This window comes from Cytophagaceae bacterium, from assembly GCA_016722655.1.
GTDB lineage: Bacteria > Bacteroidota > Bacteroidia > Cytophagales > Spirosomataceae > Leadbetterella.
Window position 1 is genome coordinate 1347079 of the sequence record JADKIR010000004.1, and the last position, 13571, is coordinate 1360649.

9 protein-coding genes and 1 pseudogene are annotated in these 13571 nt (G+C 33.9%); 2 read left to right on the forward strand and 8 right to left on the reverse strand.

All coding sequences use genetic code 11. The annotated features are described in order from the left end of the window. Positions 1 to 145: 145 nt before the first annotated feature. Together IPP61_06390 and IPP61_06395 are read left to right on the forward strand one after the other, a co-directional pair. Positions 146 to 2227 carry a PDZ domain-containing protein gene (locus tag IPP61_06390; protein MBL0324795.1) on the forward strand — a complete coding sequence of 694 codons (2082 nt, stop codon included), beginning with the start codon at positions 146 to 148 and terminating at the stop codon, positions 2225 to 2227. Between the two features lie 9 nt (positions 2228 to 2236). Continuing rightward, positions 2237 to 3253, forward strand: a complete 1017-nt coding sequence (locus tag IPP61_06395; protein ID MBL0324796.1) for a hypothetical protein — start codon at positions 2237 to 2239, stop codon at positions 3251 to 3253. A gap of 409 nt (positions 3254 to 3662) precedes the next feature. On the opposite strand, the gene IPP61_06400 is transcribed toward IPP61_06395, so the two are convergent. From IPP61_06400 to mnmG, 8 genes and pseudogenes are all read right to left on the reverse strand, one after another. Further along, a complete protein-coding gene (locus IPP61_06400) occupies positions 3663 to 3920 on the reverse strand; it encodes a hypothetical protein (protein MBL0324797.1) in 258 nt (85 codons plus the stop codon). Positions 3921 to 4005: 85 nt separating this feature from the next. Further along, positions 4006 to 5088 (reverse strand): Gfo/Idh/MocA family oxidoreductase, encoded by a 1083-nt coding sequence (locus IPP61_06405; protein ID MBL0324798.1) that lies wholly within the window; start codon positions 5086 to 5088, stop codon positions 4006 to 4008. A gap of 137 nt (positions 5089 to 5225) precedes the next feature. Then, entirely contained in the window at positions 5226 to 5945 is a 720-nt protein-coding gene (locus IPP61_06410; protein ID MBL0324799.1) for a 3'-5' exonuclease, read from the reverse strand. A 23-nt stretch (positions 5946 to 5968) separates the two neighbouring features. Next, positions 5969 to 6912: pseudogene (nadA, locus tag IPP61_06415) on the reverse strand (quinolinate synthase NadA). A gap of 4 nt (positions 6913 to 6916) precedes the next feature. After that, complete coding sequence (locus IPP61_06420; protein ID MBL0324800.1) at positions 6917 to 7825, reverse strand: hypothetical protein; 909 nt, start codon at positions 7823 to 7825, stop codon at positions 6917 to 6919. Positions 7826 to 7915: 90 nt separating this feature from the next. Then, a complete protein-coding gene (locus IPP61_06425) occupies positions 7916 to 9718 on the reverse strand; it encodes a tetratricopeptide repeat protein (protein ID MBL0324801.1) in 1803 nt (600 codons plus the stop codon). 375 nt (positions 9719 to 10093) lie between these two features. Next, on the reverse strand, positions 10094 to 11671 hold the full coding sequence (locus IPP61_06430) for an Ig-like domain-containing protein (GenBank protein ID MBL0324802.1): 1578 nt from the start codon (positions 11669 to 11671) through the stop codon (positions 10094 to 10096). A 3-nt stretch (positions 11672 to 11674) separates the two neighbouring features. Further along, positions 11675 to 13537 carry a tRNA uridine-5-carboxymethylaminomethyl(34) synthesis enzyme MnmG gene (gene mnmG / locus IPP61_06435; protein ID MBL0324803.1) on the reverse strand — a complete coding sequence of 621 codons (1863 nt, stop codon included), beginning with the start codon at positions 13535 to 13537 and terminating at the stop codon, positions 11675 to 11677. Positions 13538 to 13571: the final 34 nt, after the last annotated feature.

The following is a 13571-nucleotide window of genomic DNA, read 5'->3' on the forward strand; positions in this document are numbered from 1 at the left end:
TTTTTTGCAAAGATAAAGGTTTGAACCGGAATAGTAAATTTTGGAGTCCTTCAGGGCTTTAAATTTAAATTTTTCGAAATAATTAAAATTACTTTATCAATAGTTTTCTCCAAAACCATAAATTTGAAAAAAATTCTACAAAACAATGTGGAGAGCAGTATTCACGACTTACTTTTTTTTATTTTTTGTAAAAATTAATTTCGCACAAAAAAACACTTCAGAGCTTACTGTTGGCCAAAAAGCTTCATTACTGGTAGATGTTCTCAATAAAAAACATTGCCAACCAAGAGAAATCAATGATACATTTTCAGAGGTCTTGTTTGATAGTTTTATTCTCAATATTGATCCTGAAAAAGATATTTTTACTCAAGGAGATTTGAATAAAATCAAAACCCAAAAGCTGCTTCTCGACGATCAAATCAAATCAAAAAACATTGTTTTTATTCCAAAAATTACTCAAATCCTTAAGTCCAGACTGCTTTCAATCGATACACTTTTGGCAAGTTTATCTGAAAAACCAGTCAATTTAAATTCTAAGTTTACCTATTTCCCATTTTATGATTCTTTGTCAGTTGACAATGCCGAACTTAAGACCAGAATTCAAAGAAAATTAAAATACAGAATTTTTAATCAACTGTATTTGAGTGTTTTAGATACAAGCACGAATAGCATTTCCGACCACTTTCTGAATCCTCAGAATCTTGTTTTGGAAGAAAAAAAAGCCAGAAAACGGGTTTTGGATAAATTCCGGAATCAAATTTCAAAGATTATTCAATCTAAAGATGAAGTGTTTTTTAGAAATTATGAAAATCTATTTCTTCAAACCATCGCCAAAATCTACGATCCTCATACCGAATTTTTTGAAAATGAAGAAGTTAAAGATTTTATTGATGCTTTAAGTCCGGAAAACGAGATTTTTGGATTCAGCCTGGACGAAAACAAAAAAGGTGAAATATTAATCAGCGAGCTTTTCCCGGGTGGTCCAGCATGGAAAAGCGGACTGATAAACGAAGGGGACCTTTTACTTAGCTTTTCATTTGAAGATGGAAAAACCATAAATGCAGTAGGTGAAGACTTTGAAGAAATCAATCAGAAAATAGGAGAAGAAAAAAGCAAACTTATCACGCTGACTTTAAGAAAATCGACCAAAGAAATAATTTCTGTAAGCCTTAGAAAAGAACTGATTTTACAGGAAAATGAGATTGTTAGGGGTTTTATTCTGGAAAAAAATGGAAATTACGGATATATCAATCTGCCCGCTTTTTATGGGGATGAAGAGACTGAGAATGAGTCGGGCTGCTCAAATGACGTAGCAAAAGAGCTGGTAAAGATGAAAGATGAGGGTATCAAGGGCTTGATACTGGATTTGAGATTAAATGGTGGCGGGTCAGTAGAAGAAGCCCTAGATCTGGCCGGAATATTTATTGATCAGGGGGTATTTGGTGCTGCAAAGCCTTATAAAGCCAAAAGCTTCCTGATGAAAGATCCCAACCGTGGGGCAGTATATGATGGTCCTATGATGGTTTTGGTAAATGAAGGAAGTGCATCGGCTTCCGAAATATTGGCAGCAATACTACAAGATTATAACCGGGCGATTATTGTGGGTTCTCCAACTTTTGGAAAAGGAGTGGCACAATCGGTGTTTGCACTTGACAGTAATGCCAAGGAACCAAAGTTTTATGCGAAAACAACAATCTGGAGAGTATTCCGACCGTCTGGAAGTGCCATCCAGCACCAAGGCGTCGAGCCAGATATCAAATTGCCCTCAATCTTGAAAAATATAGTGGAATCTGAAAATAAACAACCTTTTTCTCTTTTACCGGTTCCGTTGGAAAGAACATTGCATTTTGAACCAGGCCAAAAAATTGATGTTATGACTCTTGCAAAAAAAAGCAAAACCAGAGTAGAAAATAGCGTGAGTTTCAGGGGAATTGAAGAAATAAGTGATTTTTTGATAAAATATTCTGAAAACGAAAAACTCCCAATTGAACTTAATTGGAATAATTTTTGCGAAATTCAAAAGGTAGAAAACAAAAACTTTCAAAGTCTAAATAAAATATATAATATCAATGGCCCTTTGTTTGGGGTTAACATTCCTTCCCATGACAAAAACCGGACACAATTTGATCAATTTTGGAATGCACTGAATGAGAAACTCACCAAACAGATATCAAAAGATATTTATATAAACGAATCCCTTGAAATTTTAAATAACATAAACGAATAAATCACTCCAATGAAAAAAGTAATTTTTCTCCTCATCCTGTTTTTATCCTTTAATTCTTATGCTCAGGAAAGTTTAGAATATCTCAATCAAATCTCAGACTTACAAAATGATATTTCGAAAAAATATCTAAGCTATATCAGTTCGGTTTCACATGGAAAAAGTGCCAGAAAAGTAGAAAACAAAAGGATGGATTTGATTACTACTGTCAAAATTTCCAAAGCCAAGGCGGTAAATATGCATGCATTTAAAGGTGATTTAAGCCTAAAAGATGCCCTGAAAAGCTATCTGGAAATAGTTAATAATGTTTTGAATGAAGATTATGGAAAAATAGTAAACATGGAAGAAGTGGCGGAGCAATCCTATGATGGAATGGAGGCTCTGTTTTTGGCTCAGGATTTGGCCGATAAAAAATCTAAAGAGGCATTTGATAAATTTGCTAATGGCTATAACCTTTTTGCAAAAAAAAATAATATCAACATTGTGGAATCTAAGTCGACCTTTTCTGAGAAATTGTTGAAAGCATCACAAGTGGAAAAGTATTATCACAACATCTATTTGTTGTTTTTCAAGTCTTTCAAACAGGAAGATTATTTGATTGAAGCCCAAAATAGAAAAAATATCAGCAGTATTGAGCAAAACAAAAATACTCTTGAAAAATACGCAAAACAGGCTATTAGCGTCCTGGATACCAGTAAAGCATTTATGAATGACCGGAGTTTAGTGGTTGTACTGAAAGAACTGATGGCTTTTTATATGGATGAAGCTTCAAAATCAAAAGTGATAACTGATTATTTTCTGAAAGAGGAAAATTTTGCTAAAATGAGCAAGGCATTTAATGCAAAACCAGCCAAATCGCGAACTCAGGCCGATGTGGATAACTACAACAAAACGGTAAATGAACTCAATGCCGCCATGAATGATTTTAATGCATTAAATAACGATTTTAACAAAAAAAGAAGTACACTTATAGAGAAATGGAATAAATCAACTTCGAAATTTCTCGATTATCATATGCCGAAATACTGAAAAAATTATAAAAGCCCGAATTGAAAAATTTCGGGCTTTTATTTTAAATATACATTTACAAAAACCGGAACTGTAATAAGGTGAATTTTGGATTTTGAATAGATTTCATTGATTGAGAGGGTAGGTTTTATATTGATATCTAAAAACCTGCCTAGTTTTTGTCCTATTCCAAAACTAGCGGTCCATATAAAATCATTGGTTGTCTCTTTACCCGAATAATGAATAAAAAAAGAACTTCCTGTACCCATGTTAAAATAGAATTTTCGCTTATAACCCAAAGCCAAATTTCGATCTAAAAACAAATGTAACAATCAAAATTTACGATCCAGGGTAGCATAAGTATAAGCCCCGGGAAGCCAATTGTTGTTTTTTACAGTGAGATCTTTATGTAAATGATTCTCTGAATATCCTACGGATAGTAAAGTACCCCCACCCTGTCATTGAATTTTACACCTATCCCACCTATAAAACTATAGTTGATTTGAGCCAATTGAGGAACCCCTTTCAAAACGGCATCACCCGAAAATAAGGATTGAAGATTGGAGTTTAATTCTACCTTTGGCAAAATTGCAGAATGTGAATTTACTCCTGCCCAGATATAGAGTGCTATCTGGGCAAGAGAAAACTGGATTTTAAGAAACAGTATTATTGCAAAAATGAATTTCAAAACCTTTTTTTCTTGTAAAATTCAGGTCTGCAAATTGTATATTTGGTGATATTAGGTACTTATATATGAAAACCTAAAGTTAATTTCAAATTTTTACCTCTCTGCCAGTAGCCACAGATTTATAAATGGCTTCTACCACTTTGATATCACGCATACCTTCTTCTCCGGGAGCGATAAGAGAAGTGCCATTTATGATGGCCCGACAGTCTTCATCCAATTGTTTGGCTTGTTGATTTTCAATCTGGATTTTGATAATTTTTCCGTCAGAAGTGCTTCCATTGATGCCGTTGTAAGCCGACTGAGGCTCCATTTTAAGCCAGCCTTTTTCATAATTTACCTGTAGATGATTCATGCTTATTCCAAAGCTTGTCTGGCATGCTGCCCTTGCACCTGATGGAAATTCAAGCTGAAACATCATCGTTTCTTCTACTTCTTTATAGATTTCGGGGCGAGTAGTTGAAGCTTGTGCCAACACCGAAATCGGCTCTTCGCCTGTGGCGAGTCTGGCCCCTTGGAGGGCATATACACCCATATCGCCCATTGCACCGCCACCCATTGCTTTGTTTTGCTTCCAATGCGTGGTGCGATTATCGAAATATCCGGCGGCAGAGTTGATCATTTTGGGTTTTCCAAAAGGCCTTTCTTTGGCTATTTTCATCATCTGTTGAATGTTGGGATCGTGCTGACAACGATAGCCAATTGCCAATGAGACTTTGTTTTTATTGCAAGCATCAATCATGGCCTGGCAGTCGGCTACCGAAGGAGCCATGGGTTTTTCACAGAAAATATGCTTACCGGTATTGGCCCCTCTAACTGTAAATTCTCTATGCATTGAAGGGGGTAAAACCACGTAGATTATGTCAATATCAGGATTGTTGGCGATCTGTTCGTAGTTCTGATAGTTGTAAATGTTTTTGTCAGCAATACCATACTTTTGCTGCCACTTTTCAATTTTTGAGGGTGTCCCGGTAACAATCCCCTTAAGTTCACAGTTTTGAGTGAGTTTTAAGGCGGGAGCCAATAAGTCGGTGCTGTAATAACCCAAACCCACCAAAGCAATCCTCAGCTTTTCTTTTTTAGTTCTTGTTGCTGCTAAAAGGGTATTGGGCGAGAAAATTGCCGAAGCAGCCAGAAAACCTCCGGCTTTTAAAAAATCATTTCTTTTCATGATAATAAGGTCTTTCTTTCCCGGAAGATTTTTCAGGAATCGAAAATTTAATGGTTGAATAATTTTATTAATGGTCTCTGTAGATAGAAAACCATTTCTCAAAAATAGTAATTTTTATAATCGAAAAACGGAAATTTTTAAACCCGTGATATTTTACTTTCCTCAAGTATTTCCCGACCATTCATTTTTAAATAAAGCTGAGCAAGTACAACAACATCTTCACGGCAATAAACAGCGATTTTATCCATGTCTTTCTGGTGGTAATAGGTGGTGTTAACTTCGGAGCCATCCATCTGACTTTTACTTCCTGGTATATCAAAGACCGAAGCCAACAAATCAAGCGAAGTATAATTTTTAAAATCCCCAAACTTCCAGAATTCCAGGGTATCAATGTGCATAACCTCCCAAGGCTTTTTACCGGTTATATTTAATACTTCGGGAAGTTTTATTCCGTTTATAAGCATTCTGCGACATAAGTATGGAAAGTCAAATTCGCGGCCATTGTGTGCACAAAGTATCAATTGCTCCTGAGCGGGATGCTCTTCAACCAGCTTTTTAAATTCCAGAAGCAGTGACTTTTCATCTGTACTGACAAGTGTTTTTGCTCTGAATTTTGTATCCTGATCATAAAACCCCCCTACCCCTATACAAATGATTTTGCCAAACTCGGCATAGATTGCCGCCCGGTCAAAATACAGTTGGTCCGGTGAAATGTTTTCATCGTTTTTAATTTTTGAGGCTTTTCTTTTCCAATGATATTGCAGTCTTTCAGGCAATTCATTGTAATCCTCTGTAAGTGAAGCTGTTTCGAGGTCAATAAAGAGTATGTTTTTTAATAAAAGACGGGATTCAGACATAATATTGGTGTTTTTTAATTCATTTATAAACCATGTTTTTCGGATATTTCAAGCATTCTGTCAATAGCTGCACGTGCATCACGGATGGTGTTTTCAGGCAAAATTATCTCCGGAGTTTCAACTTTTAGACAATTATACAATTTCTCCATGGTGTTGAGTTTCATGTGAGGGCAGTCCTGACATGCCTGACAAGCCCGACCGTTTTGTGAAGTTGGTGCCACGTGGAACACTTTATCTGGCGAAGCTTTCTGCATTTGGTGCAAAATGCCCGATTCTGTTGCCACAATAAACTCTTTTTTGGGGCTATTGATGGTATATTTTAGTAAACCTGTAGTAGAACCAATGTACTCTGCCTGATCCAAAACAGGTTTTTCAGATTCCGGATGAGCAATCACTGTGGCGTTAGGATATTGCTCACGCATTTCTTTCAATAATCTTGAAGAAAATGCTTCATGCACCATACAGGCTCCATCCCACAGAATCATGTTTCGGCCAGTAACACGATTTATGTATCCACCCAAATTTTTATCAGGAGCGAAAATGATTTGCTTATCAGCCGGAACACTTTCCACGATCTTGATGGCGTTGGTACTGGTACAAACAATATCGGTAAGGGTTTTTAACTCTGCTGAACAATTGACATAAGAAATTACTACGGCATCGGGATACTGTGCCTTGAAAGCTGCAAATTTGTCGGCGGGAGCCGACTCTTCGAGCGAGCAACCTGCATTCATATCAGGTAAAACTACTTTTTACCCGGCGAAAGTATCTTGGCTGTTTCGGCCATAAATCTTACACCTGCAAAAACTATCAGATCGGCTTTGGTTTTGGCTGCTTGTTGAGAAAGCCCAAGGCTGTCGCCTATATAATCTGCTACGTCCTGAATATCAGCTGTTTGATAATAATGAGCCAGAATTACGGCGTTTTTTTCTTTTTTAAGACGATTGATTTCTGCTACGAAGTCCATGCAATTATTGACAAGAATATTTATAAAAAGTTTCTAATATTATTTGACCTATTTTATCGGTTTGGGTCTCTTTTATGACATTATTTTTTTCGTCATAAGTTTTTGTTTTTTTTCCAACCAGTTCATTTCTGTAAAAGCTGATTTCCTCTATTTCTTTGCCATCAGCATATTGGTATTCGATACGATATTCTTCATTATTTTTTGAGTCTAATTTTGTTCTTTTTAGAATCTTTCCGGCTGAATTGTATAAAATTTTGACAGAGGTAACAAATTTGTCATTTACAAATTCTTCTATTATTTCAGGACTTTTAATCGAATTATAAATGGTTTTAGATGTCATTTTTACACCCGCCAAAATATCGTTATTTTCATTGGTTATCAACAAACCCTCAGGGTTATACACATATTTTTCTTCAGAAATCAGGATATTTTTGGCATTATATTTCGATACAATACTTTTTTTATTGTTATAAAATTTTATCTTTTCCACAGAAGATATCGCCCCTTTTTCGTCAAAGTTGTTTATTGTTTTTTCACCATTTATAATATTTGAAGTCTGAATGGTTTTGCCATTATTGTCAATGCTTGAAAAAGAAAGTTGATTTCCCAGCTCGTCGATTTGATGTGAAACCTCACTGACTAATTTGCCGGCAAAATAGTTTGTGGTTTTAACCAATTGATTTTTAGAATTATATTCATTTTTGACAGAAGAAACTACCGGATTTTCGGAATAATACTGAAAAGTAGAAACTGCTAATAAATTACCAAATTTATCAAATTCCCTGGTTATTTTATTTTGAATTTTGCTTCCTTTCATTGAAACGAGTTCAACCGGAAAACAAGAAACAGAAGATTGTGCAAAAATATTTGTCCCTATAAAAAACAGAATTAATGATAATAATAAGTTCTTCATTGAGGCCTTCAAAATGTTTTCCAAATATACCATTTATTAAAAAAACAAATAATAATAAATACAAATAATATTCAAATATCTATAAATCAATTAATTAAGATAATCTCCTCGTAACTCTCTAAAACGTATTCTGGCCTGAGATGCAAAAATACTTCCGGGGTAATCTTTGAGTAATGTCCTGTAAAGGTTCATTGCTTTTTCTTTATCTCTGAGATTTTCTTCTGTCACTTTGGCCAGTGTAAATAAAGCATCATCGGCAAGAATATCATATTTGTAATTTTCGATAATCTCATTCAAATCTTTTACTGCATCCCCTATTTTATTGATTTTCAATAAGGTATTGGCTTTTAACCATAATATTTCATCGGCTAGGCTGTGAGTTTTATACTTTTGATATAAGCCTGCTAATACCTGAATAGACTGAGTATATTTATTTTGAAATATCAATAAATCAACTGCTGAAAACTCTTTCATAGCTACTTCTGAAGTATCCAGGCCGGTATTGTCCTGAATTAACAGACTTAGCTGCATGGCGTCGTTGGCAATTTCCCGGGTTGTCGCTTTTTTTAATACATCAAGAATTTCTTTGGAAAGCTCAAATTGACCTGTATAATATTGAAGACGGGCATTTTTGAGTTTTGCTGTTTCTGCCAATTGATCTTCTTTTTGAGATTTTTCGACTTGCATATAAAGCAGGGTTGACTCCCAGGGTTCATCTTTTAAAATAAATATATCACCAAGATCCAATTTGCATTCATCTTTAAATTTTTGATTGTTTCCTGCAGCTCTAATAGCTGTTTCAAGTATTTCAATGGCTTTATCATAATCATGCAGATAAAAAGCATGTAATAGTGCCATATTCCGTAATACCTCTACCGATTTATTATTAATTCCAACGTCAGCTAAGAGCAAATTATATTCGGATATTAATTCCTTAATTTGTTCATTATCAATAGGAAACGTATTTTTTACCAGTTCTTCTTTGCTTTGAATCATCCATTTTCTTGCATAAGGATACAGTTCCCCGTCAGGATACTCAGCCATAATGTACTGGTACATTTTAACTGAATTTTTATAATCACCAGCTTTAAAACTTTTCTCGGCCAACTCAAATATTTTGAATCCCTGAAGTTTTTGTCGCTGATCCAAAGATCTGGCTTGTATAAAGGCTCTGGCAAAGTCAGATTTTTGGCTATAATGCCAAATTAAAATTTCAGAATAGTAAGTTTCTTCCGGATTAGCCTGTATTCTGGAGTATAGGGTATTTTCTAGCATTTCAATCTCTTTCTCTGTTTTTATGTTATCCTGAACAGTACCTTGAACATAATCGAAGTTTTTGGCTCTTACACCAAAATTAAGTACTTCTTCAAGCATTTTGTCTTTCAAGTCGAGATATAAATAAGCCCGTGCAAGCTGTGTGTCGAACTTATTTGGGTCTTTACTTCTCTCTCTACCTTTGAGTAGTAGTTTGACCGCCAGATCGAGTTTATTGGCTTTATAGAAGTAGTTTTGAAGTTCATATACCCAGCCATCATTTTTACTGGCCATTTCTATGAGTTCTTCCAGATCTTTCGATGCCTGTTCGGGTTTACCACGCAGCTCGGTTATATTTATTGATTCTGCCCTGTAAACAATGTTATTTTCATTATACTTAATCTGACTTTTAAGAAATTTCTCTGCTGTATCATAGTCTTTCAATCTTGTGAGAGTAGTCAGGTAATTGCTGTGCACAATTCTTGCCTGATCTTTATTGCTTACTATTTTTTTGTAAACTTCTGCAGCTTTTTCATATTCACCTTGTTTAAAGTATAAGCTGGCTACTTCGGTATCCTGAGCGAAAACGCTGCCGAAACCAATCGCCAAAATTATTATTGTTTTAAAGATGAATTTCATAATAATATATAATAAGATATTAATTTAAATTTATTGTTAATATTCTTTATGCCTGTTAATATGTTTATTGTTTTTTAGTTTAGTTTTTAGGGTTGAAAAATAAATTTCTTTGTGGATAACTATATTGTTTATAAACATTTAAATTATTGATTTTAAGTTATTTATATTTTTTGTTTATAAGTTTTTATTAATTAATTTCTTTGTAAAACGTTTTTTTTGGTGTGTATAGATTTTGTTTATAAAAATGATTAAACCCATACTTATACTTAAAAAATTGGATTTGGGTGTTAAGTTTCTTGTTTAAGCTATTTAACTGTGGATTGTTTTTGTGTTTTTCCACACTTATCTATACCAATTAACATAGTTTTCCACAGCTTATTTTATTAACATGTCTTTAATTTCAAAATTAGCTTTGATCTTTATTGGCTCTTTAGAAACTATTATTTTTTCAGGCATTTTTTTGTTGAAAATATTTCCCGGATCCCAAATACCATTTCTATTATCATCAAAAATTATCTTGATAATATATGTTCCTGGAATGATGTCAACAAATGTGAATTTGTCTGTGAATAACTTTTGATCATATATTTTATTATTATCGCTATTGATTAACTGTACAATTTTAGTGCCTGTAGTTTCTTCCGTTCTTCCCTGAAGTTTGGCTGTTTCATTAGGTTGAAGAATGATATTTTTAATACTAATCTGATTGTTTGTATCTCCTTTATAATTTATAAATGTATTGGGTTTAAAAATTAGCTCAGTCTGATTTTTTGCTTTGGTTTTTATTTGAATATTTAGTTCAAATTTATTTATCCATTTTATTTCAGGTTTTTCTGTAATAACTGTATCAGTTTTAAATATTATGCCTGTAGAATCAAATTTTGTAATAGGAGAATCAAATTTTATGTGAAAATTTAGATTTGATGTTTTTTCTTCACCATTTTTTATATTTGATTGTAAAGAAAGAGTTTGAATTTTAATCTTTTGCGTTTTTAAAGGTTTTGTAAAATATATCTTTTGATTTAATGTATCAGACCTGAGTAAGGAGTCAATCAGGATAATTTGAGTATTTAGTGTGTCTTTTGATAAATCTGAAAGTTTAAAAATGTTTATGGTGTTTTGAGTATAAGTGTAAGGCAATTGAGATAATGTGTCCAGGCTTGTTTTAACCGATAAAAATGGTTTGTCTGTTTGTATGATATATTCTGTTTCTCTGCTTGTAGTTTTCCTAATTCTGTTTTTTGTGAAATTTGCTGGATAAATTTCTATTGGTTTTTGTTGATAGTTTTGGAATAATGATATGGTATCGGGTTCGAAACCTATTTTCTCATTTTTTTGATCAAATGTGAGGTTTTGATTTTTATCATTAAATGCAATTATTGAATACTTGTCTTTTTTTATGTTTTCAAAAGTATATTTCCCCAAAGAATCAGTTTTAGTAAAATAGGTAGGTTTTCTTTTTAAAAAGGCTGTAGTATCTTTTTTATAAAGCCCTACAGTTGTTTCATATTCTGGTAGTTTTGTGTTTATATCTACTATTGTTCCTTCGAGTTTCAGAGAGTCAATTATAGGTCCTGTACTGAATACCAGTTTTAGGTTTTTTCCAGGATTTTTCTCTGTTAGGTCTTTTATTCCGTTTCTAAAATTTATTGTATATGTAGTGGAATCTTCAAAGTTTTCATCGAAAATGAGTTTTACTGATTTTCCTTTTGGTTTAACTTGAAAAGTACCTTTTTGTTGAGGAGTAATTATTATTTCCTGTTTTAGTGATGTTACATCTATTAATTCGTCGAAGGTTAGTTGTATTTCTTTTTCTTTAAAGTTTTTTGTATTCGACTTAGGGAAAGTATCCAGTATTTTGGGGCCAACAATATCTTTTGGTCCACCAGTCGGAGGGACAAATTGTGCACAAGAGGTGAGTATAAATAATATTAAGATATATAATTTGTTCATTTTTTATCTTCCCAGGTGAATTAATAAAACTGATATATCAGCAGGAGAAACACCACTTATTCTGGATGCTTGTCCAAGTGTACCTGGTTTTATTTTTAAAAGTTTTTGTCTTGCCTCAATTGAAATTGATTTTAACTGTGAATAATCAAAATCAGGATTGATTTTCATATCATCAAATTTAGAAAGTTTTTCTGCCAACAATAATTCTTTCTCTATGTATTTTTCATATTTCACTCTTATTTCTGCCTGTTCTATTACTTTATCCTGATAGTTTAAAATTATATTTTTAAATGGCTCATAGTTTTCGGCCAGGAGTTTAATATCCAATTCTGGTCTTTTTATTAAACTGGAATATGAATTTTTTTCCTTTAGGGCAGTTGAGTTAAGGTTTTGCAAAGTATCATTTATTTCTAAAGGTGTTACCTTTGAAAGCAAGAGTTCCTGATAAAGTCTTTCTGAATTCTGTATTTTTTGATGTACATCTTTAAGTCTATCATCACTAGCTAATCCTATTTTATTACTTAAAGGAGTAAGTCTGACGTCTGCGTTATCCTGGCGGAGAATAGTTCTGAATTCTGCTCTTGAGGTAAACATTCGGTAAGGCTCTTCAGTACCTTTAGTTACCAGGTCATCTATCAGAACACCTATATACGCTTCATCCCGTTTTAGAATTATTTCGTCCAGTTCATTGATTTTTCTATGAGCATTTATACCCGCCATTAATCCTTGAGCTGCTGCCTCTTCGTATCCGGTAGTACCATTGATCTGACCTGCAAAGTAGAGATTATTTATCAACTGAGTTTCAAGAGTTAATTTTAACTGGGTTGGTGGAAAATAATCGTACTCAATTGCGTAACCTGGTCTTAACATTTTTACATTTTCGAATCCGGGAATTTTTGTCAATGCATTATATTGGACATCTTCGGGTAAGGATGTGGAAAACCCATTCACATACATTTCCATAGTTGTCTTACCTTCTGGTTCCAGGAATATTTGGTGACTGTCTTTATCAGCAAACCGGTTGATTTTATCCTCAACTGATGGACAATACCTTGGACCAATACCTTTTATCCTACCGTTGAACATGGGTGATTTATCGAAACCTTTTCGGAGTTCATCGTGTACGTTTAGGTTAGTAAATGAAATCCAACAACTATTTTGTTCTAGCAATGGGGGTGTATTCGTATAAGAAAACTTACCAGGAATTTCGTCTCCTTTCTGTTCTTCCATAGCCGAGTAGTTAATACTACGACCATCAACTCTAGGTGGAGTTCCGGTTTTCATTCTTCCTGATTCAAAACCAAGTTGAGTTAGTTGTTCGGTAATTCCGAAGGCAGCTGATTCACCAGTCCGGCCTCCACCAAATTTTTTTTCTCCAATATGGATTATTCCGTTAAGAAAAGTCCCGTTTGTAAGGATTACCGATTTTGAAAATATCTCTAGACCGAGTGATGTTTTAATTCCCTCTACCCTATTATCATTTACAATAATACCCACTGCCATTTCCTGCCAGAAATCTACATTAGGATTTTGTTCAAGTTTTTCCCTCCAATTTAATGCAAATTTCATTCTGTCAGATTGACATCTTGGCGACCACATTGCAGGACCTTTTGAACGATTGAGCATTCTAAATTGAATCATTGTTTCGTCAGAAATGATTCCTGACATTCCACCCATCGCATCAATTTCTCTAACAATTTGACCTTTTGCTACCCCGCCCATTGCCGGGTTACATGACATTTGGGCAATAGTTTGTAAGTTCATTGTTACCAATAAAACTTTTGAACCCATCGTTGCTGCTGCATGGGCAGCTTCACAGCCTGCATGCCCAGCTCCTACTACTATAACATCGTATTTTGGAAACATATTTTTTTATGTTTCACGTGAAACTATTTTTTAT